The following is a 26,355-nucleotide window of genomic DNA, read 5'->3' on the forward strand; positions in this document are numbered from 1 at the left end:
GAAGGCCCGGCCCCTCTGGGGTGCGACGGGTGGCACTGCAGGTGCTCGCCGCACCCGTGGCCGTCACCGGTCGGGAGGGGCTCGGGGGATCCGTCCCGACCGGTGACGGCGGTCTGGTGGGCTGCTCAGCCCTTGACGACGTCCTTGACGTCCTCGCCGGTCTGCTTGGCGTTCGCCTTGGTCTGCTCGGCCTTGCCCTCCGCCTCGAGGCGCTCGTTGTCGGTCAGCTTGCCGACCGTCTCCTTGGCCTTGCCGGCCGCCTCGTCGACGGCGTTGTTGGCCTTGTCCATGAGACCCATGGTCGTTCTCCTTCGTTGTCGCGGATCAGGTTGACCGGTGATCAGGTTCCGGAAAAGCAGGTGGTGCTCAGGCGACGCGCGGCTCGGTCGGCTCCTGCTCGGCCCTGTCCTTGCTCAGCTCGCGGGCGGCGGCGGTGGCCGGGGCGTCGTCGTCCTCGATGTGCACGTCGGACACGGCGATGTTGACCTCGGTGACCTGCAGGCCGGTCATCCGCTCGACGGAGGCGATGACGTTGCGACGGATGCCGGAGGCCAGGTCGGCGATACCGACGCCGTACTCGGCGATGATCGTCAGGTCCACCGCAGCCTGCTTCTCGCCCACCTCGACCGAGACACCCTGGGAGAGGTTGGTCGAGCCGACCGGGATGCGCTCGCGCAGCAGGCCCACGGCGCGCTGGACGTTGCCGCCCAGGTCGTAGACCCCGTCGACCTCGCGGGTGGCGATGCCGGCGATCTTCGACACGACGGTGTCGGCGATCGTGGTCTTGCCCTTCTCACCGGAGGTCGGGGCCACGGTGGTCGAGCCGGTGGTGTGCGGGGTGGTCGTGGAGACGCTCATGGGTTCGTCCTTTCCTCGGCGGCTTCGTGCTGGCACCCAGTAGGTCGGGACGAGGACGGCGATCCTCACGGTCGGCCGGCACTTTCCTGGTGTGAACAGGGTCACGCCGCGACGCCCCGCCTGTGACGTCCCACCCGCCCCAGGGGCCCCGTACGTCGCTCGCACCACCGGCCCCCTGCGCCTCCCGGGGGGCGTGCCCCGCCGCGGGTAGGGTGGCGCGCGATCCACCCAGGGTCCGCCGGCCGCCCGACCACCTCGCCCGCCGCCGGCCCGCCCCCGCCCGGAAGGCCCCGTCACCGTGTACGTCAAGAGCCTGACGCTCAAGGGATTCAAGTCCTTCGCGTCCGCGACCTCGATGCGGCTGGAGCCGGGCATCACCTGCATCGTCGGGCCGAACGGCTCGGGCAAGTCCAACGTCGTCGACGCGCTGGCCTGGGTGATGGGGGAGCAGGGCGCCAAGAGCTTGCGCGGCGGCAAGATGGAGGACGTCATCTTCGCCGGGACGGCGGGGCGTGCCCCCCTCGGCCGCGCCGAGGTCACGCTGACCATCGACAACACCGACGGCGCGCTGCCGATCGACTACACCGAGGTGACGATCTCGCGGACGATGTTCCGCAACGGTGGCTCGGACTACGCCATCAACGGCACCAGCTGCCGGCTGCTCGACGTGCAGGAGCTGCTCTCCGACAGCGGGATCGGCCGCGAGATGCACGTCATCGTCGGCCAGGGCCAGCTCGACACGGTCCTGCGGGCCACGCCCGAGGAGCGCCGCGGTTTCATCGAGGAGGCGGCCGGGGTCCTCAAGCACCGCAAGCGCAAGGAGCGGGCGCTGCGCAAGCTCGAGGCGATGGAGGCCAACCTCACCCGGGTCAACGACCTCACCACCGAGATCCGCCGCCAGCTCGGCCCGCTCGGCCGGCAGGCCGAGACCGCGCGCCGGGCCGCCGTCGTCCAGGCCGACGTCCGCGACGCCCGCCTTCGTCTGCTGGCCGACGACCTCGTCCAGCTGAGCTCCACCCTCGAGCAGGAGGTCGCCGACGAGACCGCGCTGCTCGCGCGCCGGGCCGAGGTCGAGGAGGCCATCGCCGACCTGGCCGGCCGTCTGGCCCACCTCGAGGCGGAGGCCGAGGAGGCCCGCCCCGAGCTGTCCCGGGCCCAGGAGCGCTTCGTCGGCCTCTCCCGCCTCACCGAGCGGCTGGCCTCCACCCGCAACGTCGCCACCGACCGGGTGCGCCTGCTGTCGCAGGATGACGGCGCCGATGCCACCGACCCGGGCCGCGACCCCGACGCCCTGCGGGCCCAGGCCGCCGACCTGCGCGAGCAGCACGCCGTCCTCACCGACGAGATCGCCGCCGCGCAGGAGACGCTGCAGGCCGCCGTCACGGCCAAGGCCGACGCGGAGAGGGCGTACGCCGCCGAGCAGCAGCGCCTCGCGCGGGTCGCCCGCGCCGTCGCCGACCGCCGCGAGGGCCTGGCCCGCCTCCAGGGCCAGGTCGGCGCCAAGGCCTCGCGGATCGAGGCCGGGGAGGCCGAGATCGAGCGGCTGCGCGGCTCCGCCGGGGCGGCCACCACGCGGGCCGCCGAGGCCGAGCGCGAGTTCGCCGCCCTCGAGGCGACGATCGCGGTCGACGAGGAGGGCGAGGAGGGCCTCGACGAGGCCTACGAGCGCGCCGCGGCCGAGCACGAGCGGCTCGAGGCGGAGGTCGACGCGCAGCGCGACGCCGAGCGGGCGGCCGACCGCGACCGCCAGTCCGGCACCGCCCGCGTGGAGGCGCTCGAGCTGAGCCTGCGCCGCAAGGACGGCGCCGCGGCGCTGCTGGCCGCCGGCGACGAGGCCCACGCGGTCTCCGGGTCGGTCGCCGCCCTGCTCCAGGTCGACGACGGTCACGAGGCGGCGCTGGCCGCCGCCCTCGGCTGGGCCGCCGACGCCCTCGCCGTCGGCACGGTCGACGGCGCGGTGGCCGCCCTCGCGACCCTGCGCCGGGAGGACGCCGGCCGGGCCGCCCTGCTGGTCGGGGCCACCGCCCGTCCCGTCGACCCCACCGGCTGGCCCGCCCTGCCCGCCGGCGCCCGCTGGGCGCGCGACGTCGTCCGCTGCCCCGACGACCTGCGGCCGGCCGTCGAGGTGCTGCTGGAGCGGGTCGCCCTCGTCGCCGACACCCAGGAGGCGGCCCGCCTCTGCGAGCAGGGCGTCATCGGGGTCACCCCCGAGGGCGACGTCGTCGCCCCGGGCTGGGTGCGCGGTGGCTCGTCGGCCGCGCCGAGCCTCCTGGAGATCCAGTCCGCGCTCGACGCCGCCCGCGAGCAGGTCGCCGAGGCCACCGCCCGCGGCGAGCAGGCCCGCTTCGCCCTCGCCGCCGCCCAGGCCCGGGCCACCGAGGCCGCCACGGCCGTCGAGGCCGCCCTCGAGCGGTTGCACGACTCCGACGCGCGGATGTCCGCCGTCGCCGAGCGCCTCGGCAGCCTCGGCTCCGCCGCCCGTACGGCGCGCGCCGAGGCCGAGCGCGCCCAGGCCGCCATCACCGCGGCGGAGGCCACGCTGGCGACCAACCGCGCGGAGCACGACGAGCTGCGCGCCCGCCTCGAGGCGGCCGCCGAGCAGGGCGACGAGGCCGAGAGCGCCGACCCGGCCGAGCGGGACCGGCTCGACGCCGCGGCCACGGCCGCCCGCACCCACGAGATGGAGGTCCGGCTCGGGCTGCGCACCCGCGAGGAGCGCGCCCGCGCGCTCGCCGACCGCGCGACCTCGCTGGAGACCTCGGCCCAGGCCGAGCTCGTCGCCCGCGAGCGACAGGCGGCGCGGCTCGAGCGGCGCCGTCGCGAGGCCCAGGTGGCCGAGGCGGTGCGGGTCGCGGCGACGTACGCCGTCCAGCAGCTCTCGGTCGCTGCGGAGCGGGCCGACACCCTGCGGCAGCGGGCCGAGGCCCAGCGCACTGAGCGCGAGAGCGAGCTGGCCGTCGTGCGGCGAGCGCTCGCCGCCCAGCAGGAGGAGCTGCGGCTGCTCACCGACACCGCCCACCGCGACGAGGTCGCCCGCACGCAGCAGCGGCTGCGGATCGAGCAGCTGCAGACGCGGGCGGTCGAGGAGCTCGGCGTCGACCCCGAGGTCCTCGTCGACGAGTTCGGCCCCGACCGTCCGATCCCGGTGGTCGTCGACCCGCACGCGCCGCAGGACGAGCGGCGCGCCGCCGAGGAGGCGCCGCCGCGGCCGTTCGTGCGCGAGGAGCAGGAGAAGCGGCTGCGGTCGGCCGAGCGGAAGCTCGGCGCGCTGGGGCGGATCAACCCGTTGGCGCTGGAGGAGTTCGCGGCGCTCGAGGAGCGGCACACCTTCCTCACCACCCAGCTCGAGGACCTGCGCTCGTCCAAGCGCGACCTGCTCGACATCGTCAAGGAGGTCGACGAACGCGTCGAGCAGGTCTTCGCCGAGGCGTTCCGCGACACCGCCGAGCAGTTCGAGCAGGTCTTCGGGAGGCTCTTCCCCGGTGGCGAGGGCCGGCTCGTCCTCACCGACCCGAGCGACATGCTCACCACGGGTCTCGAGGTCGAGGCCCGGCCGCCGGGCAAGAAGATCAAGCGGCTGTCGCTGCTGTCCGGTGGCGAGCGGTCGCTCGTCGCGGTGGCGCTGCTCGTGTCGATCTTCAAGGCCCGGCCGTCGCCGTTCTACATCATGGACGAGGTCGAGGCGGCGCTCGACGACGCCAACCTCGGCCGGCTCATCACCCTCTTCGAGGAGCTGCGCGGCAGCAGCCAGCTCATCGTCATCACCCACCAGAAGAAGACGATGGAGATCGCGGACGCCCTGTACGGCGTGACGATGCGCGGCGACGGCGTGACGACGGTCGTCTCGCAGCGGATGCGCGACGTGCAGGACCCGGCGGTGGCGCAGCCGGCCTGAGTCCCGGACCGGTGGCGGTCGAACGGTCACATGGGGCCTGGGACGGCCGATGGGACGGACGTCCCGCCGTCCACCTCACCAAGGACCCGCGTACCGTGCGTCGCACCCTCACCGACCTGCCCATCGGCCGCCGCCTCGGCGTCGCCTTCACCGTCATCGTGCTCCTGCTCGCCGTCGTGGCTGCCGCGGGCCTGACCGGCTCGTCCGCCCAGCGCACCGTGGCCGAGGACACCGCCGGCCTGCACGCGGTGCGCGACGTCGTCCTCGAGCTGCGCTACCTCGACGCCGACGTCAGCGGGTGGCAGGGCTACATCTACACCGAGGCCGTCGTCGAGGGGTCCGCCAAGGCGGTCCGCCCCGACGACTACAACATCACCGGGCTGAACGAGTCGCGGGCCAAGGGCTTCGAGCTCATCAAGGACCTCGGTGGGCGGGCGCTCGACCCGCAGGAGCAGGCCGTCCTCGCGACCATCGGGAAGCAGTGGACCGACTACTTCGTCGTCACCGACCGCATGCTCGCCCTCATCAAGGAGGCGACGCCCGCGTCGATGGCCAAGGCCTACGACATCCTCAACAACGACCTGGACACCGCCTGGAGCGCCCTGCTCGACTCCACCTCGTCCCTGCAGAAGCTCGTCGAGGCCCGGATCGCGGTCCTCGACCGGGAGGCGTCGGCGGCGTCCGGGCGCTCGCGGGTCATGGTGCTCGGCGCCGGGGCTCTCGCTGCGCTGCTGGCGCTGTTCCTCGGGGTCGGGACCACCCGCTCCGTCGTGCGCCCGCTGCGCCGGTGCGTGGGCGCGCTCGAGGCGATGGCCCGCGGCGACCTCACCGCGGACCCGCAGGTCGAGCGCGGCGATGAGGTCGGCCAGCTGGCCCGGGCACTCGGGACCGCCCAGGGCTCCCTGCGCTGCATCCTCGCGCGGGTCGTCGACACGGCCGACCGGGTGGCGGCCGAGGCCGCCGAGCTGTCCGGGGCCAACGTGCAGGTGACGGCGACGTCGGCCGAGACCAGCGCACGCGCCGACGTCGTGGCCACGGCGGCCGCGCAGGTGAGCGAGAACGTCCGCGCGGTGGCCACGGGCACCGACCAGCTGGGCAGCGCCATGACCGACATCGCGCACATCGCCCAGGAGGCGGCCCAGGTCGCGGGCGAGGCCACCGAGGTGGCGGCGACGACCAACGAGACGGTCGTCCGCCTGGGCGAGAGCTCGGCCGAGATCGGCGACGTCGTCAAGGTCATCACCTCGATCGCGGAGCAGACCAACCTGCTGGCCCTCAACGCGACCATCGAGGCCGCGCGGGCCGGCGAGGCGGGCAAGGGCTTCGCCGTCGTCGCGGCCGAGGTGAAGGAGCTCGCCCGGGAGACCGCCCGGGCCACCGAGGACATCGCGCGACGGGTGCAGACGATCCAGGGCGACACCTCCGGCGCGGTCGCCGCCATCGGGCGGATCGCGACCATCATCGCGACCATCAACGACACCCAGCTGAGCATCACCTCGGCCCTCGACGAGCACACGGGCACCAGCCAGGCCATGTCCGTCGGCGTGCAGGAGGCGGCCCGCGGCAGCAGCGAGATCGCCGAGACCTCGGACGGCCTGGCCGTCTCGGCGGTCGAGAGCACGCAGGTGCTGGCGCGGATGGGCGGCTCGGTGGAGCGGATGGGCCGGTTGGGGGAGGAGCTGCGCAGCGAGGTGGCGACCTTCACCTACTGACCACCCACCGCGCGCCCGCGCGGAGCACGCCGTCCGGTGTGCGAACCTGGACGCATGCTCGCGCTCGTCATCGCCCTCGTCCTGTGTGTCGCCCTCGGGACCGCGGTGGTCGTGGTCGTGGCGATGCCCGCGCGACGCGAGGGCCGCCAGCTGCTGGGCCCCGCCGGCGAGCAGGTCGTCGAGCGCGTGCGCGACGTCGCCCACGCCACCCGCGGGCGCACGGCCGACCCCGCCACCCGCGAGGACTGACCCGGGCCGACCGGGAGCACCCCGCCGGTCCGGGCCGGGGCCCGGTCCGTGACAGGATGAGGCACGTGCTGGACCAGGTCTGGGAAGTCGTCACCCTCGTCGTCGTCATCGCCCTCGTGGCGGTGGCCGGAGTCGTCGGGCTCGTCCGCGGGCGCCGTACGGACACCGAGCAGCTGCCGTCGCAGCGGCCCGGCACCACGAGCGTCGAGCCGCGGCCGCGGGCCGCCGACGACGTCGACGAGCCCGACCGGGGCTCGGTCGCGACCGCCCCCGGCGCGCCCGTCGAGACGCCGCCAGCGACGGTCGACGAGACGCAGCTCGTCGAACCCGAGCCCACCCCGCAGGTCGAGCGCCCGGAGTCCGCCCGCGGGCGGCTGGCGCGGCTGCGTGCCCGGCTGGCCCGCAGCAACACCGCCATCGGGCACGCCCTGCTCGGCCTGCTCTCGCGCGGCTCGCTCGACGAGGAGGCGTGGGAGGAGGTCGAGGACACCCTCATCCAGGCCGACCTCGGCGTCCAGGCCTCGACCGAGCTGGTCGACCGGCTGCGCACCCGGCTCAAGGTCGACGGCAGCGGCCGCACCGACGAGGACCAGGTGCGCGAGTGGCTGCGCGAGGACCTGCTCGAGCTCGTCGGGCCCGACCTCGACCGGCGGATCGCCTCCTCCCGGGTCGGGGACCGGCCGGCCGTCATCCTCGTCGTCGGCGTCAACGGCACCGGCAAGACGACGACCGTCGGCAAGCTCGCCCGCGTCCTCGTCGCCGAGGACCGCGACGTCGTGCTCGGGGCGGCCGACACCTTCCGCGCCGCCGCCGCCGACCAGCTGGAGACCTGGGGTGGGCGCGTCGGCGTCCCGACCATCCGCTCCGAGCGCGAGGGCGCCGACCCCGCCGCCGTCGCGTTCGACGCCGTGCAGGCCGGGGCCGAGATGGAGGCCGACGTCGTCATCCTCGACACCGCCGGCCGGCTGCACAACAAGGTCGGGCTCATGGACGAGCTCGGCAAGATCAAGCGCGTCGTCGAGAAGAAGAGCCCCATCGACGAGGTCCTGCTCGTCCTCGACGCGACCACCGGGCAGAACGGCATGCGCCAGGCCGAGGTCTTCTCGCAGGCCGTGGACGTCACCGGCATCGTCCTCACCAAGCTCGACGGGACCGCCAAGGGCGGCATCGTCGTCGCCGTCCAGCGCGCGCTCGGCGTCCCGGTCAAGCTCGTCGGGCTCGGCGAGGGCCCGGACGACCTCGCGCCGTTCGACCCCAAGGCGTTCGTCGACGCCATCGTCGGCTGAGGTGCCGCAGGTCTCCGTACGGCGCGCCGGTGCGGCGGACGCCGGGGCCTGGGTCGCCTGCTACCTCGACGCCCTCGAGGCGGCGTACGGCGACCTCATGCCCCCGGCGTTCGGGCCGGTCCACCGGGCCCGCGAGGCCGAGCTCGTCGCGGCCAAGGAGGTCGAGCTGGCCGACGGCTCGCCCCTCGCGCCGGTGCGCGGGTGGGTCGCCGAGGACGAGCGCGGCGTCGTCCTCGCCGTCGCCTGCGTGCGCGACGGCGCCAACGGCTGGGAGCGCGACCGGGGCCTGCCGCCCGCGACCGCGACCCTGCAGCTGGAGAAGCTGTACGCCGTCCCCGCGGCCCTCGGCACCGGCGCCGGCCCGGCCCTGTTCGCCGCGGCGGTGGGCGATGCGGCGTCGTACCTCTGGCTCGTCGAGGGCAACGAGCGGGCCGAGCGGTTCTACCGGCGCCGCGGCTACGTCCCCGACGGCGTGAGGACCCTCGGCGGTCCGACGTGGTTCGAGCGCACGATGGTCCGCCTCGCCCGGACCTGACCCGAATCGGATTCGGCCCACTCGGCTCGGGTCGTGACCCGAGCCGAGCGCCCCGAATCCGATTCGGGTCGACTCAGAACGCGTCGGGGTCGCCGTCGGGGAAGAGGTCGGCCGCGGCCCCGACGACGAGCGGGTCGGGCCGGCCGACGAGCTCCTCGTCCTTGTCCGCGTAGTCGAACCGCGCGAGGACGTGCCGCATCGCCTCGAGCCGGGCGCGCTTCTTGTCGTTGGACTTGACCACCGTCCACGGCGAGCGCGTCGTGTCGGTGCGCCGGAACATCTTCTCCTTGGCGTCGGTGTACTCGTCCCACTTGTCGAGGCTGGCCAGGTCCATCGGGGACAGCTTCCACTGCCGCACCGGGTCGACCAGCCGGATGGTGAAGCGGGTCAGCTGCTCCGAGCGCGACACCGAGAACCAGAACTTCACGACGTCGATGCCGTCGGCGATGAGCAGCTTCTCGAAGGCCGGCGCCTGCTTGTAGAACTCCGTGCACTGCTCGTGGGTGGCGAAGCCCATCACCCGCTCGACCCCGGCCCGGGTGTACCAGGAGCGGTCGAAGAGGACGAGCTCACCGGCCGTGGGCAGGTGGGCGACGTAGCGCTGGAAGTACCACTCGCCCTTCTCGCGCTCGCTCGGCTTCTCCAGCGCGACCACCCGCGCCCCGCGCGGGTTGAGGTGCTCGGTGAACCGCTTGATCGTCCCGCCCTTGCCGGCGGCGTCGCGGCCCTCGAAGAGGATGACGATCCGTCGGCCCTCGGCCTTGGTCCAGTTCTGCAGCTTGAGCAGCTCGATCTGCAGCCGACGCTTCTCGTGCTCGTAGGTGTCCCGGTCGAGCCGGGCGTCGAACGGGTAGCCCTCGCGCCAGGTCTCGACCGGTTCGCCGTCCGGCCCGAGCAGCACCGGGTCGTCGTCGTCGTCGACGACCGAGTAGCCCTGCGGCACCTGCCCGGCCGCCAGCGACCGGGCGTCCAGCGGGGCCGTCGTCGTCATACCGGCGACCCTAGGGGCGGCGGGTGACCGGACGGTGAACGCGGCTCAGCGCGCGGCGGCCCGCTCCCGGGCCCGCCGCGCCGCCTGCACCTTCGGGTTGCGCGGGTCGGTCAGCGCCCAGCGGATCGTGCCGACCGCGAGCGCCCCCACCTGGCGGGTGACGACCCGCTCGGTCACCGGCAGCGCCGGGAGCCGCAACATCGCCTTGGCCCACACCGGCAGCGACGCGACCGCACCGGCGGCGAGGGCGGCGTACCCGACCTTGCTCAGTCCCTCGACCGGCGGGTGCAGCAGCAGGAACCGGGTGGCGTCGTGGCAGGCCGCCGTCGCCCGCAGCTCGGGGCGGAAGAGCGCGAGCGTGCCCTCGAGCTCGGCGACCGTGCGTGGCGGGTCGAGCACCCCCAGCAGCCGGGCCGAGCGGCCCGCCTGCTCGACGTAGGTGTCGGCCTCGGCGGCGGTCAGCGGGGCGGCGCCGTACCGCTGGTGCGTGGTGAGGAAGCTGTCGACCTCGGCCGCGTGGACCCAGGCGAGCAGGTGCGGGTCGGAGGCGGCGTACGGCGTCCCGTCGTCGGCCTTGCCGCGCACCCGCTCGTGCACGCCGCGGATCCGCGCGATGACCTCCTCGGCGACCTGCACCGTGCCGAAGGTCGTCGCCGCGAGGTACTCCGACGTGCGCTGCAGCCGGCCCCACGGGTCGGACTTGTAGCCCGAGTGCCCGGCCACGCCGGCCATGGCCAGCGGGTGGAGCGACTGCAGCAGCAGCGCCCGGATCCCGCCGACGAACATCGCCGCGTCGTCGTGCACGCGCCACACCGGGTCACCGGGGGTGAACCAGCGCTCGCCGTCGGCGAGCCAGATGGCGGCCGCCTTGGTCTCCGCCTCGGGCCCGGCCACCTTCTCGCGCAGGCTGTCGGCCAGGCCGGTGCGCAGCACCTGGGCGGGGTCGGGCAGGGAGCGCAGCGACGGGACGGTGAGGGTCACCCCTCCATGGTGCGTCGCCCCACCGACACCCGTCCCGCGGGGTACGACGAGGCGTCGGTCACCGAGCGACGTGCTCCAGCTCCGCGACGAGGGCCGCGCCGGCGGCGCGGGTGTCGCCGTACGTCCGGGCCCAGTGGGCGCCGAGGTCGTCGCGGTCGTCGGGGACGCCCGTCGCCACGACGAGGGCGTCCGGGCGCGCGGCGACGAGCGCGGCGAGCCGGGCGGCGACGTCGGGGGAGCGACGCGGGCTACCGACCACGGCGAGGACCTGGCCACCCGTCGGCACGTCCGCGCCGCTCGTGACGACGACGTCCTCCCGCCAGGCGCGCAGGGCGGCGACGACGCCGGACTCCCGCTCGCCGGCGGCCATCCCCACCGGTCCGCGCAGGTCGAGCACGTGGGCCGGGCCGGGCAGCGCGTCGAGCGACCCCAGCCCGTGCGTGCGCAGGGCACCGGCGGAGACGGTGCGCACGACCTCGCGCACGTGCTCCTCGGCGCCGTCGTCGACGGGCGCCGCGGCCCGCGTCTCGCCGACCCACCACGCCAGCTCGCCGACCCGGCGGGCGGCCTCCTCGAGCCGGTCGACGCGCAGGTCGCCGGCGTCGACGGCCGCGAGGACCGCCTCGTGCACCTCGTGGAAGGCGGCCTCGTCGTCGTACGGGTCGGGGTGGCTGGGGTTGCCGATGCAGACGAGGTCGACGCCGGCGGCCAGCGCCCGCGCCGCGCCCGGGCCGCGCCCGACCCCGGCGGAGATCGCGCGCATGTCGACGGCGTCGGAGACGACCAGCCCGCTGAAGCCGAGGTCGCCGCGCAGCACCTCGAGCACGGTCGGCGACAGCGTCGCCGGCCGGTCGTCGAGCGCCGCGACGACGAGGTGCGCCGTCATGACCGCCCGCACGCCGGCGCGGACGACCGCCTCGAACGGCACGAGGTCGCGCCGGGCCAGGGTGTCGCGGTCGACGTCGACGACGGGCAGCGCGAGGTGGCTGTCGGTCGTCGTGTCCCCGTGCCCGGGGAAGTGCTTGGCGCAGGCCGCGACCCCGACCGACTGGATCCCCTCGACCGCAGCGGCGGCGTGCCGGGCGACGAGCTGCGGATCGGCGCCGTACGACCGCAGCCCGATGACGGGGTTGTCGGGGTCGGCGTTGACGTCGACGTCGGGCGCGAGGGCCAGGTCGACGCCGTGGTCGCGGCACAGCCGCCCGATGGCCGCGTTGACCGCGGTGGTCGCCGCGACGTCGTCGACCGCCCCGAGCGCCGCCGCCGTGGGGTACGGCGACCCGTGCGGCACCTGCAGCCGGGTGACCTCACCGCCCTCCTCGTCGCTGGCGACGACGAGGTCGTTGCGCAGCCCGTGCAGCTCCCAGGTTAGCGCGGCGACGTCGCCCCGCCCGTGCTCGTCGCGGACGTTCGGCGCGAAGAGGCAGACCCCGCCGAGACCGTCCTGGACCTCGCGGCGCAGCCAGTCGGGGGCGCGGGTGCCGCGGAAGCCCGGCAGGAGCACGGTGCGGGCGAGGCGTCGTACGCGCGGGTCGGTCGAGGGGGTCCCGGAGGCCATGCCGACGATGCTCCCAGCCTCGCCGGGGAGCCGATCGAGCGGGGGAGCCCACGGGGTGAGACGCCCGCGGACCCGTGCAACACGATCGTGACGGGCGGGCCCAGGAGTTGACGCCGCCGTAACACGAGCGGAGCGGACGCGAAACGACGGACGGCGACAGTTGTCCACCATGAGCGCACTACTCGTCACGGCGGACACGCCGTTCGCGGACTCGGGCAACACGGCGTGGGTGCTGGCCGCGGCCGCCCTCGTCCTGTTCATGACCCCCGGCCTCGCCCTCTTCTACGGCGGCATGGTCCGGACCAAGAGCGTCCTCAACATGATGATGATGTCGTTCATCACGATGGGGACGGTCGGCACCGCCTGGGTGCTGTGGGGCTACAGCCAGACCTTCGGCCCCGACCTCGGCGGCGGCCTGCTCGGCAACCCCTTCACGCACTTCGGCCTCAACGGCGTCATGGACGCCATCTACGGGTTCGTCCCGGCCGACGCGGCCACGGGCACGGCGGCCGCCGGCGGCATCCCCGGACCCGCCTTCGTCGCCTTCCAGGTCGTCTTCGCCATCATCGCCGTCGCCCTCGTCTCGGGCGCGATCGCGGACCGCGCGAAGTTCACGACCTGGACCGTCTTCACCGTGGTCTGGGCCACCCTCGTCTACTTCCCCGCCGCCCACTGGGTCTTCGCCTTCAACGGCTACGCGGCCGAGGTCGGCGGCTGGATCGCCAACAAGGGCGACGGCCTGTTCCTCGGCGGCGTCGGTGCCTACGACTTCGCCGGCGGCACCGCCATCCACATCAACGCCGGTGTCGCGGGTCTGGCCCTGGCCCTCGTCCTCGGCAAGCGCATCGGCTTCAAGAAGGACCCGATGCGGCCGCACAACCTCACGCTCGTCATGATCGGCGCGGGCATCCTGTGGTTCGGCTGGTTCGGCTTCAACGCCGGCTCCGCCCTCGGCGCCGGGGTCCAGGCCGCCGGGGTCTGGGTCAACACCCTCGCCGCCACCTGCACCGCGATGCTCGGCTGGCTCATCACGGAGAAGGTCCGCGACGGGCACTTCACCTCCCTCGGTGCCGCCTCCGGCATCGTCGCGGGCCTCGTCGCCATCACCCCCGCCTGCGCCACGGTGTCGCCGATCGGCGCCCTCTGGGTTGGCCTGCTCGCCGGCATCGGCTGCGCCCTCGCGGTCGGCCTGAAGTTCCGCTTCGGCTTCGACGACAGCCTCGACGTCGTCGGCGTCCACCTCGTCGGCGGTCTCATCGGCACCCTGCTCATCGGCCTCTTCGCCGACGCCAAGAGCAGCCCGGCGGCCTCGGCCGGCCTGTCGATGAACGACGGTCTCCTCAACGGCGGCGGGTTCGCCCAGCTGGGGGCCCAGGCGGAGGGCGCGGTCGCGGTCCTGCTCTACTCGTTCGTCGTGACCTTCGCGATCGGCTGGGTCCTGCACAAGACGCTCGGCTTCCGGGTCAGCGAGGACGACGAGGTCGGCGGCATCGACCTCGCCGAGCACGCCGAGACCGGCTACGACCTGGCCAGCTTCGGCGGCTCGCGGTCGGGCTCCTCGTTCGGCCACGGCCTGCTGCACCAGTCCGCGACGTCCGCCCCGCGCGAGCCGCTGGTCGAGACCCAGAAGGAAGGAGCCTCCTCGTGAAGCTCATCACCGCCATCATCAAGCCGCACCAGCTCGACGAGGTGAAGGAGGCCCTCGAGGCCTACGGCATCTCCGGCATGACGGTGAGCGAGGCCAGCGGTTACGGCCGCCAGCGCGGTCACAGCGAGGTCTACCGCGGCGCCGAGTACACGGTCGACTTCGTGCCGAAGGTCCGCCTCGAGGTGCTCGTCGACGACCTCGACGCCGGGAGCGTCATGGACGTCATCCTCAAGGCCGCCCAGACCGGGCGGATCGGCGACGGCAAGATCTGGTCCACCCCGGTGGACGACGTCGTCCGGGTCCGCACCGGCGAGCGCGGGCACGACGCGCTCTGACGGCGCACCCGCCCGCACCACCCGCACCATCCCGCCGTACGGCGCCCTCCCCGGCGCCGTGACCAGCCCCACCGGGGACGACGCGTCCAGCGGACGTCAGCGACGCGTCGTCCCCGGCGGCGGGGCGGCGGCACCCCACCCGCCCCCCGGCAGCGCTCGTGCGCCGGGACCGCGGACAGCACGCGACCGCAGGGAGAGACCGTGCCCGACGTGAAGCCCGACGTGACCACCCGCCGGCTGGACCTCGCCGGCACCCGCAGCTTCGCCGCCCCGGGCGCCGGGACGGCCCGCCGTACGGCGCTCGCGCGGTTCGGCCACGAGTGGCTCGGCGAGCTGTGGTCGGCCGCGACCGACGGCCGGGTCGTCCCGGGCGTCGCGCTCGCCGCGGTGGGCTCGCTCGCCCGCCGGGACGGCGGCCCGCTCAGCGACTACGACCTCGTCCTGCTGCACCAGACCCGCGCCCTCGGCGGGGCCGACCTCAACGCCCTCGCGGACCGGCTCTGGTACCCGATCTGGGACGCCGGGGTGAAGCTCGACCACAGCGTGCGCACCGTCAACCAGTGCCGCACCGTCGCCGGCGCCGACCTGTCCGCCGCCGTCGGTCTGCTCGACATCACGTACGTCGCCGGCGACGAGGAGGTCGTCAACGCGGCCCGCTCGACCGTCGCCCACGACTGGCGCGGCAACGCCCGCACCCGGCTGCCGCAGCTGCAGGAGGGGATCGTCGCGCGGCACGCCCGGCAGGGCGACCTGGCCCACCTCATCGAGCCCGACCTCAAGGAGGCCCGGGGCGGGCTGCGCGACATGACGGTGCTGCGGGCCCTCACCGCCGCGTGGCTCGCCGACCGCCCGCACGGCGAGGTCGACGACGCGTACGCGCGGCTGCTCGACGTGCGCGACGCCGTCCACGTCGTCACCGGCCGCGGCCGCGACCGGCTCGGCCGGGAGGACCACGACGCCGCCGCCGCGCTGCTCGGCTACCCCGACTCCGACCTGCTGCTCACCGACGTCTCCGCCTCCGCGCGGACCATCGCCTACGCCCTCGACGGGACGCTGCGCCGGGCCGCGCAGAGCCAGCGCGCCCGGACCCTGCGGGTCGGCCCGCGCCGGCCGCGGCTCACCCCGCTGGGCTACGGCCTCTTCCTGCACGACGGCGAGGCGGTCCTCGGCCCCGGCGTCGACCCGCGCAGCGACCCGCTGCTCATCCTGCGGGCCGCGCTCGTCGCCGCCCGCAACGGCGTGACCATCGCGCCGACGACCCTGGCCAACCTCGCCGCCCACTGCCCGCCGCTGCCCGAGCCGTGGCCCGAGCAGGCGCTCGCCGTCCTCGGCGACCTGCTCGCCACCGGCCCCGGCCTCGTCGCCGTCTGGGAGGGCCTCGACCTCGCCGGCGTCGTCGAGCGGTGGATCCCGGAGTGGTCCGCGGTGCGCAGCCGCCCGCAGCGCAACGCCGTCCACCGGCACACCGTCGACCGGCACCTCGTCGAGACGGTCGTGCGGGCCAGCGGGCTGCTGCGCGAGGTCGCCCGCCCCGACCTGCTGCTGCTCGCCGCGCTGCTGCACGACATCGGCAAGGTCGCCGGCTCACGGGACCACTCCGAGACCGGCGCGCCGATCGCCGACCGGGTCCTGGCCCGGATGGGGGTCGTCGACGCCGACCGCGAGCTCGTCGTCCGGCTCGTGCGCGAGCACCTCACCCTCATCGACCTCGCGACCCGCCGCGACGGCGACGACCCGGCCACCGTCGCCGCCGTCTCCGACGCCGTCGGCGGCGACGTCGCCACCCTCGACCTGCTGCGCGCCCTCACCGAGGCCGACGCGTCCGCCGCCGGCCCGGCCGCCTGGACCGACTGGCGGGCCAGCCTGCTGGCCAAGCTCGTCGGCACCGCGCGCACCGCCCTCGAGCAGGGCGCGCCCCCCACCGAGGGCTACCGCCCGCCCGACCCCGTGCCGGACGAGGTGCACCTCCGGCTGGCCACCGGGCAGCCGTACGTCGTCGTCACGCCGCTGGGCGGGGCGCACCGGGTCGACGTGTTCGACCGCGACCGGCTCGGTCTCTTCGCCGACACCGCCGGGCTGCTCGCCGCCCAGGGGCACATCGTGCGCTCCGCCGTGGTGCGCACCGTCGACGGCGTGGCCGCCAACGAGTGGCACGTCGAGACGCCCGGCGGCGACGCCCCGGACGAGGGCGCCGTGATGCGCGGGCTGATGCGCCTGTCCGAGGGGGACCGGGAGCCGATCGCGGTGCTCGAGCGGCGGCGTCGTACGCCCGCGGACAGCTCGCGGGCGACCTCCGGGTCGCCCGGCCAGACCCGCGCGATGGTCATCTCGCACGCCTCGGACACCGCCACGGTCATCGAGGTCCGCGCGGGCGACCGCCCCGGGCTGCTGCACGAGATCGGGATGACGCTGGCCCGGGCGAGCCTCAGCGTGCGCTCGGCCCACATCGCGACGTACGCCGGCCAGGCCCTCGACACCTTCTACGTCACCGAGTTCGGGGGCCGGCCGCTGCCGCCCGCCCGGGTCGCGCAGGCGGTGTCGATGATCATCGACACCTGCGACGGCGTCGGCTGACCTCACGGCCGGCGGTTAGGCTTCGGGCGTGTTCACCTCTCTGTCCGACCGGCTGACCGAGACCTTCAAGGGCCTGCGCGGCAAGGGCAAGCTCTCCGAGTCCGACGTCAACAAGGCGCTGCGCGACATCCGCCTCGCGCTGCTCGACGCCGACGTCGCCCTGCCGGTCGTGCGCGCCTTCATCGGGCAGGTGCGCGAGCGCGCGCTCGGCGCGGAGGTCAGCCAGGCGCTCAACCCGGCGCAGCAGGTCGTCAAGATCGTCAACGAGGAGCTCGTCGGCATCCTCGGCGGCGAGACCCGCACGGTGCGCTACGCCAAGACCCCGCCGACGGTCATCATGCTCGCCGGCCTCCAGGGGTCGGGCAAGACGACGTTCGCCGGCAAGCTCGGGTACTGGCTCAAGGAGCAGGGGCACACCCCGCTGCTCGTCGCCGCCGACCTGCAGCGCCCGAGCGCCGTCACCCAGCTCGAGGTGACCGGCCAGCGCGCCGGCGTCCCCGTCTTCGCGCCCGAGCGCGGCAACGTCGGCGGCCACGACGCCGTCCTCGGCACCGGGGAGGGCACCCGCTCCTTCGGCGACCCCGTCGCCGTCTCCCGCGCCGGCATCGCCGAGGCCCGCGCCAAGCAGTACGACGTGGTCATCGTCGACACCGCGGGCCGGCTCGCCGTCGACGAGGACCTCATGCAGCAGGCCGCCGACATCCGCGCGGCGATCCAGCCCGATGAGGTCCTCTTCGTCATCGACGCGATGATCGGCCAGGCCGCCGTCGAGACGGCGCTGGCCTTCCAGCAGGGCGTCGACTTCACCGGCGTCGTCCTGTCCAAGCTCGACGGCGACGCCCGCGGTGGCGCGGCCCTGTCCGTCGCCACGGTCACCGGCCGGCCGATCATGTTCAGCTCGGTCGGCGAGCAGACCAAGGACCTCGAGGTCTTCCACCCCGACCGGATGGCCGGCCGGATCCTCGACATGGGCGACGTCCTCACGCTCATCGAGCAGGCCGAGAAGGCGTTCGACCGCGAGCAGGCCGACGAGATGGCCCGCAAGTTCCTCGCCGAGGAGGACTTCACCTTCGACGACTTCCTCCAGCAGATGGCCGCCATCAAGAAGATGGGGTCGCTGAAGTCGATGCTCAAGATGATGCCGGGCATGCAGCAGATGCGCGCCCAGCTCGACGCGCTCGACGAGCGCGAGTTCGACCGGGTCGAGGCGATGGTGCGGTCGATGACGCCGTACGAGCGCACCCACCCCAAGCAGATCGACGGCTCGCGCCGCGCCCGCATCGCTCGCGGCTCCGGCGTCACCGTCAGCGAGGTCAACCAGCTGCTCGAGCGCTTCCGCGAGGCGCAGAAGATGATGAAGTCGCTCGCCCGCGGCGGCGGTGGCGGCCTGCCCGGCATGCCGGGGATCCCCGGCACCGGCAAGAAGGGCCGCGCCCAGCAGCCGCAGCGCAGGAAGTCCAAGAGCGGCAACCCCGCCCGCCGCGCCGCCGAGGAGCGCGAGGCCGCGCAGAAGGCCGCCGGCGCCCGCACCGGCGCCGCCCGCAGCGCCTTCGGTCTCGGGGACGACGCCGACGGCGGTCCCGCCGGTCTGGACCCGGCGAACCTGCCGAAGGGCTTCGAGAAGTTCCTCGGCCGCTGACGGCCCGCACACCGTCGTCACGCCCCGCACACCGTCCACGGTGCCCGCACCGTGACGAGCGTGCGCTGATCGCCTCCGGGACCGCGGTGGGGCGCTCGGCGACCGCCGCCGGGGCGCCGTAGGGTCGGGGTCATGGCGGAGGACGTCCTGCACCTGGCCGGGCCGGTGCTCACCGGACCCCACGAGGAGCGCGCCGAGGCGTGGGTCGTGGGCGGGCTGATCACCTACGAGCGGCCGCCCGCGTCGGTGGGGACGACGACGGTCCGCGGCTGGGTCGTGCCCGGGCTCGTCGACGCGCACTGCCACATCGGGCTCGACGCGCACGGCGCCGTCGACGAGGCGACGACCGAGCAGCAGGCCCTCACCGACCGCGCCGCCGGGACGCTGCTCGTGCGCGACGCCGGGTCCGCCGCCGACACCCGCTGGGTCGACGAGCGCGAGGACCTGCCGCGGATCGTCCGCGCCGGGCGGCACATCGCCCGCACCCGCCGCTACGTGCGGAACTTCGCCGCGGAGGTCGAGCCCGACGACGTCGTCGCGCAGGTACGGCGCCAGGCCCGCGCCGGTGACGGGTGGGTCAAGCTCGTCGGGGACTGGATCGACCGCGACACCGGCGACCTGGCGCCGTCGTTCCCGCGCGAGACCGTGGTCGCGGCCGTCGCCGCCGCCCACGAGGAGGGCGCCAGGGTCACCGCGCACTGCTTCGGCGAGGAGTCGCTGCACGACATGGCGGCCGCCGGGATCGACTGCGTCGAGCACGCCACCGGCCTCGACGAGGAGACCACGCGGCTGTTCGCCGAGAAGGGGATCCACGTCGTCCCGACCCTGGTCAACATCGCGACCTTCCCGCAGATCGCCGAGGCGGCCCGCGAGAAGTTCCCCCGCTACCACGCGCACATGCTCGCCCTGCACGCCCGCCGCCACGAGACCGTCGCCCGCGCCCACGAGGCCGGGCTGCCGGTCTGGGTCGGCACCGACGCGGGCGGCAGCCTCGCCCACGGGCTCGTCGTCGACGAGGTCCTCGAGCTGACCCGCGCCGGTCTCACCCCGCTCGAGGCGCTCGACGCCGCCACGTGGGGAGCGCGCCGCTGGCTCGAGCGGCCGGCCCTCGAGGAGGGCGCCCCCGCCGACCTGCTCGTCCTCGAGACCGACCCGCGCACCGACGTGCGGGCGCTCGCGGCGCCGTACGCCATCGTGCTGCGCGGCGTCACCGTCGGGTGACCCCGCCGGCCGCGCGCCCCGCCCTCGAGCGGCGCGGCGCCCGGGTGCGGGTCGCCCCGGTGCAGCCGGGCGACGAGGCGCCGTACCGGCACGCGGTCGAGCTGTCGCGCGCGCGGATGCAGGAGTGGAACCCCGTCGACCCCGAGGGCGCGGCGGCCGCCCTCGCGCACCCCGGGCGCGACCGGCACGCCTTCCTCGTCCACGCCCTGCACCCCGACCCCGACGCGGGTCACGACCTCGTCGGCAGCGTCAACGTCAACTCCGTCGTCCTCGGCCGGCTGCGCGGGGCGACGTTGGGCTACAACGCCTTCGACCCGTACGCCGGTCACGGCCTCTTCGCCGAGGGCCTGCGGCTCGTCGTCGACCTCGCGTTCGCGCCGACGACGCAGGGCGGGCTGGGGCTGCACCGGCTCGAGGCCAACGTGCAGCCGCGCAACGTGCGCTCGGCCGCCGTGCTGCGCCGGCTCGGCTTCACCCGGGAGGGCTTCTCACCGGGCTACCTGTGGATCGCCGGCCCGACCGGTCACGAGTCGTGGCGCGACCACGACCGGTACGCCGTCCTCGCCTCCGAGTGGCCCGCCGCCGCCTATCTTCAGCGTCGCCGCCGACCCGTCGTGGCGCTCGTCAACGGTCTGCCGGGCAGCGGCAAGACCACTCTGGGCCGGGCGCTCGCCGACGAGCTCGGTGTCCCCTTCCTGGGCAAGGACCTGCTCAAGGAGGGGATGGCGGACGGGCTGGGGGAGCACGGCACGGCCGCCGGGTCGGCGCGGCTCGGGGCGACGGCGAGCGAGCTGCTCTGGAGCCTCCTGGCCGCTTCGCCCGGGGGAGGGGTCGTCGAGAGTGTGCACCTCCCCGGCCGCGACGAGGCGTACGTCGCCGCCGGGCTGCGCCGGGCGGGCCACGACCCGGCCGACGTCCCCGAGGTCTGGTGCGACCTGCCGCCCGAGGTGGCGCGCGAGCGCTTCGAGGCCCGGGCCCGGCGCGGGCGACGGCACCCGGTCCACGGCCCGCAGCAGGGGCTGGACGCGCAGTGGGAGCGCTGGTCGACGGCCGCGCCGCTGGGGCTCGGTCCGGTCCTGCCCGTCGCGACGGGGGAGCGGCTCACCCCGGCCGACCTGGCGCGCCTCGCGCTCGCCGTGCGCGCCGTACGCGCCTGAGGCCCTCCTCGGTCCTACCGATCCGACCGGGCCCACCGGGCCCACCTGGGTGCGGACTGTCCGCGGGCCGGACGAGTTCCGGGCATTCGGGGTCCCATGTCCCCTATTCCTGCTAGACATGTGGGAGAGGAAGCCACCGTCGTCCCTCTCTCTGGTTGCCCCATCTCGCACACATCCCTCCCAGGAGTCCGCATGTCGTCCATCCGTGCTGCCCGTCGGGCGTCCCGCACCGCCGTCGTCCTGCTCGCCGCCGCGTCCCTCACCGCCCTGGCCGCCTGCGGGGGCGGCGGTGCCAGCGACGTCGCCGGCGGCGCCGCGAGCGCCGGAGCCGCCGACGGCTCCGGCGGAGCGCTCAACCTCTACGGCTTCTCGGTCGCCAAGACCGGCTTCGACGCCGTCATCCCGCTGTGGAACGCCACCGCCGACGGCAAGGGCGTCTCCTTCCAGCAGTCGTACGGCGCCTCGGGCGACCAGTCCCGCAAGGTCGTCGCCGGCGCCGCGGCCGACGTCGTCTCCTTCTCGGTCGAGCCCGACATGACCCGCCTGGTCAAGGCCAACCTCGTCGCGAACGACTGGAACGCCGACACCCACAAGGGCATCGCCTTCGGCTCGGTCGTGACGATGGTCGTGCGCAAGGGCAACCCCAAGGGCATCAAGACCTGGGACGACCTGCTGAAGTCCGGTGTCGAGGTCGTCACCCCGAACCCGTTCAGCTCCGGCTCGGCGAAGTGGAACCTGCTGGCGCCGTACGCGGTCAAGAGCGACGGCGGCAAGAACCCCCAGGCGGGCCTGGACTACCTCACCAGGCTCATCGGCGACCACGTGAAGATCCAGCCGAAGTCCGGCCGCGAGGCCTCGGACGCGTTCCTCCAGGGCCAGGGCGACGTCCTGCTGTCCTACGAGAACGAGGCGCTCTTCCTCGAGAAGGGCGGCGACCCGGTCGAGCACATCGTCCCGGACCAGACCTTCAAGATCGAGAACCCCGTCGCCGCGACCACCTCGAGCAAGAACGCGGCCAAGGCCAAGGCGTTCGTGACCTGGCTCTACTCGTCGGAGGCGCAGACCGCGCTGGCCAAGGTCGGCTACCGCCCCGTCGACACCAGCGTCCTCTCGCAGTTCTCCTCCACCTTCCCGACCCCGCAGAAGCTGTGGACGATCGCCGACCTCGGCGGGTGGAAGAGCGTCGACTCGAGCCTGTTCGACAAGGACAAGGGCTCCGTCGCCAAGATCTACGACGCCGCCTCGAAGTGACCCGCGGATGACCGCCGTCACCGACCGCCCCGGCGTCGCCGACGCCGGGGCGCCCCCGGCGCCCCCGGCGTCGGGTGGCCCCGGCCCCGAGCGCCCGCGCCGTCGGCGCGGACGCCTCAAGGCCGCGACCGGAGGGGTCGGCCCCCTCGGTCTCGGCCTGGCCTCGCTGTGGATCAGCGTCATCGTCCTGCTGCCGCTGGCCGCCCTCACCGTCAAGTCCGTCTCCGGCGGTCTCGGCGGGTTCTGGGAGGCCGTCACCGCGCCGGCGGCCCTCGGCTCGCTGCTGGTCACCATCGGCGTGTCGGTGGTCGTCGCCCTCATCAACGTCGTCATGGGCACCCTCGTCGCGTGGGTCCTCGTCCGCGACGACTTCCCGGGCAAGGGCTTCGTCAACGCCGTCATCGACCTGCCGTTCGCGCTGCCGACGATCGTCGCCTCGATCGTCATGCTCGGCCTCTACGGGCCCGCCAGCCCGATCGACCTCGACCTCAGCGCCACCAAGCCGGGCCTCATCGTGGCCCTCACCTTCGTCACGCTGCCGTTCGTCGTCCGCTCGGTCCAGCCCGTCCTCATCGAGGTCGACCGCGAGGTCGAGGAGGCAGCCGCGTCGCTCGGGGCGTCCAACGTGACGATCTTCCGCCGGGTCGTGCTGCCGACGCTGCTGCCGGCCGTCCTCAGCGGCGGGGGCCTGGCCTTCGCGCGCGCCATCGGCGAGTACGGCTCGGTCGTCCTCATCGGCGGCAACATCCCGAAGGACACCCAGATGGCCTCGCAGTACATCCAGCAGCAGATCGAGATCGACCGGCCGGTCAACGCGGCCGCCGTCTCGGTGGCGCTGCTGCTGGTCTCCTTCGCCACGCTCTTCGTGCTGCGCGTCGTCGCCGCCCGCAGCGCCGCCCGCGAGGAGCGTGCCGCGTGAGGACCTCGACCGCCGCCCGGCTCGGGCTGCGCACCGTCGCGCTGGCCTACGTCGTCGGCCTGCTGCTCGTGCCGATCGGCGTCATCGCCTGGAAGACCTTCGGTCCCGGCGTCGGCGCGTTCGTGCAGTCGATCAGCACGCCGGCCGCCATCTCCGCGCTCAACCTGTCGCTGCTCATCATCGCGATCGTCGTCCCGCTCAACGTCGTCTTCGGCGTCGCGGTCGCCCTCGCGCTGGTCCGCGGGAGGTTCCGCGGCCGCGGTCTGCTCCAGGCCGTGGTCGACCTGCCCTTCGCCCTCTCGCCGGTCGTCATCGGCGTCGCGCTCATCCTGCTGTGGGGCGTCGACGGCTGGTTCGGCGGCCTGGCCGGCGCCGGGATCAAGGTGATCTTCAACCTGCCCGGCATGGTCCTGGCGACGATCTTCGTCACGCTGCCCTTCGTCGTCCGCGAGGTCGAGCCGGTGCTGCAGGAGATCGGCGACGAGCAGGAGCAGGCCGCCGCCACCCTCGGGGCCAACGGCTGGCAGACCTTCTGGCGGATCACCCTCCCGGCCATCCGGTGGGGCCTGACGTACGGCGTCGTGCTCACCGTCGCCCGCTCGCTCGGCGAGTTCGGCGCCGTGATCATGGTCAGCTCCGGCTTCCCCGGCGTCTCGCAGACCCTCACCCTCCTCGTCCACGCCCGCTACGTCGACGACCACAACACCTACGGCGCGTACGCCGCCGCCACCCTCCTCATGCTCGTGGGTCTCGTGACCCTCCTGCTCATGACCCTCCTCGACCGGCTCCGGAGGACCCGATGACCGACGCCACGCCCATGATCTCGGTGCAGCACGCGCACCGCCGCTTCGGCACCTTCGCCGCCCTCGACGACGTGTCGCTCGACATCCCGCGGGGTCAGCTGACCTCGCTGCTCGGCCCCAGCGGCTCGGGCAAGTCGACCCTGCTGCGCGCCGTCGCCGGCCTCGACGACCTCGACGACGGCACGGTGACGATCGCGGGCCGCGACGTCACCGGCGTCTCCCCCCAGAAGCGGGGGATCGGCTTCGTCTTCCAGCACTACGCCGCCTTCAAGCACATGACCGTGCGCGACAACGTCGCCTTCGGCCTGTCGATCCGACGCCGCCCCAAGGCCGAGATCGCCAAGAAGGTCGACGACCTGCTCGAGATCGTCGGGCTCGCCGGGTTCCAGCACCGCTACCCGGCGCAGCTCTCCGGCGGCCAGCGCCAGCGGATGGCGCTGGCCCGCGCGCTCGCCGTCGACCCCGAGGTGCTGCTGCTCGACGAGCCGTTCGGCGCCCTCGACGCCAAGGTGCGGGCCGAGCTGCGGCTGTGGCTGCGCCGCCTCCACCAGGAGGTGCACGTGACGACGGTCCTCGTCACGCACGACCAGGAGGAGGCGCTCGACATCTCCGACCGGATCGCCGTCCTGCACCAGGGCCGCATCCAGCAGGTGGGCACGCCGGAGGAGCTCTACGACCACCCGGCCTCGACGTTCGTCATGACCTTCCTCGGTCACGTCTCGACCATCGCCGGTCGGCTCGTGCGCCCGCACGACGTCGTCCTCGAGCGGCTGCCCGAGGGCACCGCGACCCCGGCGCTGCCCGAGCTGGCCGCCGTCGGCACCGTCCGGCGGGTCGTCCGGCTCGGCTTCGAGGTCCGCGTCGAGCTCGTCGACGAGGCGACCGGGGGAGAGCTGGTCGCCCAGCTGACCCGCGGTGAGGTCGACGACCTGCACCTGCTCGAGGGCGACCGCGTCGTCGCCCGCGCCACCCGCGTCCCCGACCTCCCGCCGGTGGACACCCGGACGGCGACACGGACCGCCCCGGCCGAGACGACCGCGCAGGGGGCGGTCGCCGACCCGGGGCCCCCGGTGGCGGTGGGCGTCGGCGCCTGAGCCGACCCACCGTCACGGACGGGACCGGCGGGGCGGGGGGTTCCTGGGAGGGAGGCCCCCCGTCCCGCCACCTCGCCGCGCCCCGTCGTGACCCGAACCGGTCACGGCGCGATATCGCCGTGGGACAGAATCACCCCGTGGACATCTCGGCGAAGACGGACTACGCGGTGCGCGCGCTGCTCACCATCGCCGCGGTGCAGGGCGGGCACCCCGTGTCCGCCGACACGCTCGCGCAGGAGCAGCAGCTACCGCGCAAGTTCCTCGAGTCGATCCTCGGGGACCTGCGCCGCGGTGGGCTCGTGGTCAGCCAGCGCGGCGCCGCCGGCGGCTACACCCTGGCCCGCCCGGCGGACGAGATCGCGGTCGCCGAGGTGTTCCGGGTCGTCGCCGGGCCACTGGCCGAGGTCCGCGGCCTGCGGCCCCACGAGACGTCGTACGACGGCGCGGCCCAGCACCTACCGACCCTGTGGGTCGCGGTCCGGGCGTCGCTGCGCGACGTCCTCGACGAGACCAGCCTCGCCGACCTCCTGTCCGGCGAGCTGCCCGCGCACGTGCGCGAGCTGGCCCACCGGCCCGGGGCCTGGCAGAGCCGCTGAGCGGGCGGGTCGCCGTACGGCCGTTGGTCGGGGGCACCCTGGCGGTCTGGCAGAATGGTCCGCCGTACCCGTCTGCCGTATGGCCGTCCCCGGCCGGTGAGCGGATGCCTACGCCCGAGCCACGGCTCCCCGACCGTCACGAGGTCGGTCTCGCCGTGCTCACGACCAGAACAAGGAGACCACGCACCGTGGCCGTCAAGATCCGTCTGAAGCGCATGGGCAAGATCCGTGCCCCGTTCTACCGCGTCGTCGTCATGGACTCGCGCACCAAGCGCGATGGCCGGGCCATCGAGGAGATCGGCAAGTACCACCCGACCGAGGAGCCCTCGGTCATCGAGATCGACTCCGCGCGGGCCCAGCACTGGCTGACCCAGGGCGCCCAGCCGACCGAGGCCGTCGCCCGCCTGCTCGAGATCACCGGCGACTGGCAGAAGTTCAAGGGCCTCGACGGCGCCGAGGGCACCCTCAAGGTGGCCGCGCCGAAGAAGTCCAAGCGCGAGCTGTACGACGCCGCCGTCGCCGCCGCGGGTGGCAGCACCTCCTTCGCCCCGAAGGACGCCGACGCCCCGCGCAAGAAGGCCGCCAAGAAGGCCGAGCCCGAGGCCCCGTCGGCTGACGCGGCGACCGAGGCCCCCGCCGAGCAGGCCGCCGCCGCCGAGACCGCCGAGGCCTGACGTGCTGGAGGAGGCTCTCGAGCACCTCGTCAAGGGCATCGTCGACCACGCCGACGAGGTCGTCGTGCGGCGCAAGGAGCTGCGTCGCGGTGAGCTGCTCGAGGTTCGGGTGCACCCCGACGACCTCGGCCGGGTCATCGGCCGCTCCGGCCGGACGGCCAGCGCGCTGCGCACCGTCCTCGGCGCCCTCGCCGGTGGTCACCCCGTGCGGATCGACATCGTCGACACCGACCGGGTCTGAGCCGCTGGCACCAGCAGCACCACCGGCAGCACGCCGTACGGGAGCCCCGTCACCCACCCGGGTGGCGGGGCTTCCTGCCGTTCACCGAAGCGTCGCCGTGGGTTCTTCCCACTCGGCCTGGACCGGCCTAGCGTCGGG

At 74.5% G+C, this 26,355-nt stretch carries 23 protein-coding genes and 1 pseudogene; 19 read left to right on the forward strand and 5 right to left on the reverse strand.

The window, feature by feature from the left end:
* Nucleotides 1–125: 125 nt before the first annotated feature.
* Nucleotides 126–299, reverse strand: a complete 174-nt coding sequence (locus FB458_RS14525) for a CsbD family protein (RefSeq protein ID WP_141849121.1) — start codon at nt 297–299, stop codon at nt 126–128.
* 67 nt (nt 300–366) lie between these two features.
* Nucleotides 367–858, reverse strand: coding sequence for an Asp23/Gls24 family envelope stress response protein (locus FB458_RS14530; RefSeq protein ID WP_141849122.1), 492 nt, complete (start codon nt 856–858; stop codon nt 367–369).
* A gap of 298 nt (nt 859–1,156) precedes the next feature.
* On the opposite strand from FB458_RS14530, the gene smc reads away from it, so the two are divergent.
* The 5 genes from smc (at nt 1,157) to FB458_RS14555 (ending at nt 8,535) form a co-directional block, all read left to right on the forward strand.
* Nucleotides 1,157–4,753: a chromosome segregation protein SMC gene (smc, locus tag FB458_RS14535; RefSeq protein WP_141849123.1), complete on the forward strand. Its 3,597-nt coding sequence runs from the start codon at nt 1,157–1,159 to the stop codon at nt 4,751–4,753.
* 95 nt (nt 4,754–4,848) lie between these two features.
* Complete coding sequence (locus FB458_RS14540) at nt 4,849–6,465, forward strand: methyl-accepting chemotaxis protein (protein ID WP_246061234.1); 1,617 nt, start codon at nt 4,849–4,851, stop codon at nt 6,463–6,465.
* Nucleotides 6,466–6,519: 54 nt separating this feature from the next.
* A complete protein-coding gene (locus FB458_RS14545; protein ID WP_141849124.1) occupies nt 6,520–6,714 on the forward strand; it encodes a hypothetical protein in 195 nt (64 codons plus the stop codon).
* A 56-nt stretch (nt 6,715–6,770) separates the two neighbouring features.
* Nucleotides 6,771–8,000 carry a signal recognition particle-docking protein FtsY gene (ftsY, locus tag FB458_RS14550; RefSeq protein ID WP_141849125.1) on the forward strand — a complete coding sequence of 410 codons (1,230 nt, stop codon included), beginning with the start codon at nt 6,771–6,773 and terminating at the stop codon, nt 7,998–8,000.
* Nucleotide 8,001: 1 nt separating this feature from the next.
* A complete protein-coding gene (locus FB458_RS14555) occupies nt 8,002–8,535 on the forward strand; it encodes a GNAT family N-acetyltransferase (RefSeq protein ID WP_141849126.1) in 534 nt (177 codons plus the stop codon).
* 73 nt (nt 8,536–8,608) lie between these two features.
* On the opposite strand, the gene ppk2 is transcribed toward FB458_RS14555, so the two are convergent.
* The 3 genes from ppk2 to FB458_RS14570 are packed head-to-tail and all read right to left on the reverse strand — an operon-like array spanning nt 8,609 to nt 12,065.
* On the reverse strand, nt 8,609–9,526 hold the full coding sequence (gene ppk2 / locus FB458_RS14560) for a polyphosphate kinase 2 (protein WP_141849127.1): 918 nt from the start codon (nt 9,524–9,526) through the stop codon (nt 8,609–8,611).
* 45 nt (nt 9,527–9,571) lie between these two features.
* A complete protein-coding gene (locus tag FB458_RS14565; protein ID WP_246061236.1) occupies nt 9,572–10,507 on the reverse strand; it encodes an oxygenase MpaB family protein in 936 nt (311 codons plus the stop codon).
* 58 nt (nt 10,508–10,565) lie between these two features.
* Nucleotides 10,566–12,065, reverse strand: a complete 1,500-nt coding sequence (locus FB458_RS14570; protein ID WP_141849128.1) for a glycoside hydrolase family 3 protein — start codon at nt 12,063–12,065, stop codon at nt 10,566–10,568.
* 169 nt (nt 12,066–12,234) lie between these two features.
* On the opposite strand from FB458_RS14570, the gene FB458_RS14575 reads away from it, so the two are divergent.
* The 14 genes and pseudogenes from FB458_RS14575 (at nt 12,235) to FB458_RS14635 (ending at nt 26,217) form a co-directional block, all read left to right on the forward strand.
* Nucleotides 12,235–13,713, forward strand: coding sequence for an ammonium transporter (locus FB458_RS14575; RefSeq protein WP_141849129.1), 1,479 nt, complete (start codon nt 12,235–12,237; stop codon nt 13,711–13,713).
* Entirely contained in the window at nt 13,710–14,048 is a 339-nt protein-coding gene (locus FB458_RS14580; protein ID WP_141849130.1) for a P-II family nitrogen regulator, read from the forward strand. Before FB458_RS14575 ends, FB458_RS14580 begins: the two co-directional genes overlap by 4 nt.
* 201 nt (nt 14,049–14,249) lie before the next feature.
* Nucleotides 14,250–16,622: a [protein-PII] uridylyltransferase gene (locus FB458_RS14585; protein ID WP_246061238.1), complete on the forward strand. Its 2,373-nt coding sequence runs from the start codon at nt 14,250–14,252 to the stop codon at nt 16,620–16,622.
* 28 nt (nt 16,623–16,650) lie between these two features.
* The gene (ffh, locus tag FB458_RS14590) at nt 16,651–18,261 is read left to right on the forward strand and encodes a signal recognition particle protein (RefSeq protein ID WP_141849131.1); all 1,611 of its coding nucleotides are present in this window, start codon (nt 16,651–16,653) and stop codon (nt 18,259–18,261) included.
* A gap of 132 nt (nt 18,262–18,393) precedes the next feature.
* Nucleotides 18,394–19,482 (forward strand): amidohydrolase family protein, encoded by a 1,089-nt coding sequence (locus tag FB458_RS14595; protein ID WP_141849132.1) that lies wholly within the window; start codon nt 18,394–18,396, stop codon nt 19,480–19,482.
* Nucleotides 19,479–20,639 carry a GNAT family N-acetyltransferase gene (locus FB458_RS21405; RefSeq protein ID WP_170185692.1) on the forward strand — a complete coding sequence of 387 codons (1,161 nt, stop codon included), beginning with the start codon at nt 19,479–19,481 and terminating at the stop codon, nt 20,637–20,639. The genes FB458_RS14595 and FB458_RS21405 overlap by 4 nt, the downstream gene beginning before the upstream one ends.
* 192 nt (nt 20,640–20,831) lie before the next feature.
* Nucleotides 20,832–21,890 carry a sulfate ABC transporter substrate-binding protein gene (locus tag FB458_RS14605; protein WP_141849133.1) on the forward strand — a complete coding sequence of 353 codons (1,059 nt, stop codon included), beginning with the start codon at nt 20,832–20,834 and terminating at the stop codon, nt 21,888–21,890.
* 7 nt (nt 21,891–21,897) lie between these two features.
* A complete protein-coding gene (gene cysT / locus FB458_RS14610) occupies nt 21,898–22,809 on the forward strand; it encodes a sulfate ABC transporter permease subunit CysT (RefSeq protein WP_141849134.1) in 912 nt (303 codons plus the stop codon).
* Entirely contained in the window at nt 22,806–23,612 is an 807-nt protein-coding gene (gene cysW / locus FB458_RS14615; protein ID WP_141849135.1) for a sulfate ABC transporter permease subunit CysW, read from the forward strand. The genes cysT and cysW overlap by 4 nt, the downstream gene beginning before the upstream one ends.
* A 14-nt stretch (nt 23,613–23,626) precedes the next feature.
* Nucleotides 23,627–24,277 (forward strand): annotated as a pseudogene (locus FB458_RS22265) (sulfate/molybdate ABC transporter ATP-binding protein); the annotation flags it as partial.
* A gap of 33 nt (nt 24,278–24,310) precedes the next feature.
* Nucleotides 24,311–24,706 carry a TOBE-like domain-containing protein gene (locus tag FB458_RS22270; protein ID WP_425460877.1) on the forward strand — a complete coding sequence of 132 codons (396 nt, stop codon included), beginning with the start codon at nt 24,311–24,313 and terminating at the stop codon, nt 24,704–24,706.
* Between the two features lie 137 nt (nt 24,707–24,843).
* Entirely contained in the window at nt 24,844–25,302 is a 459-nt protein-coding gene (locus FB458_RS14625) for an RrF2 family transcriptional regulator (protein WP_141849136.1), read from the forward strand.
* Between the two features lie 188 nt (nt 25,303–25,490).
* Nucleotides 25,491–25,976, forward strand: a complete 486-nt coding sequence (gene rpsP, locus FB458_RS14630; RefSeq protein WP_141849137.1) for a 30S ribosomal protein S16 — start codon at nt 25,491–25,493, stop codon at nt 25,974–25,976.
* Nucleotide 25,977: 1 nt separating this feature from the next.
* Complete coding sequence (locus FB458_RS14635; RefSeq protein ID WP_141849138.1) at nt 25,978–26,217, forward strand: RNA-binding protein; 240 nt, start codon at nt 25,978–25,980, stop codon at nt 26,215–26,217.
* Nucleotides 26,218–26,355: the final 138 nt, after the last annotated feature.

The sequence above is a fragment of the Lapillicoccus jejuensis genome, from assembly GCF_006715055.1.
GTDB classification, from domain to species: Bacteria; Actinomycetota; Actinomycetes; order Actinomycetales; family Dermatophilaceae; genus Lapillicoccus; species Lapillicoccus jejuensis.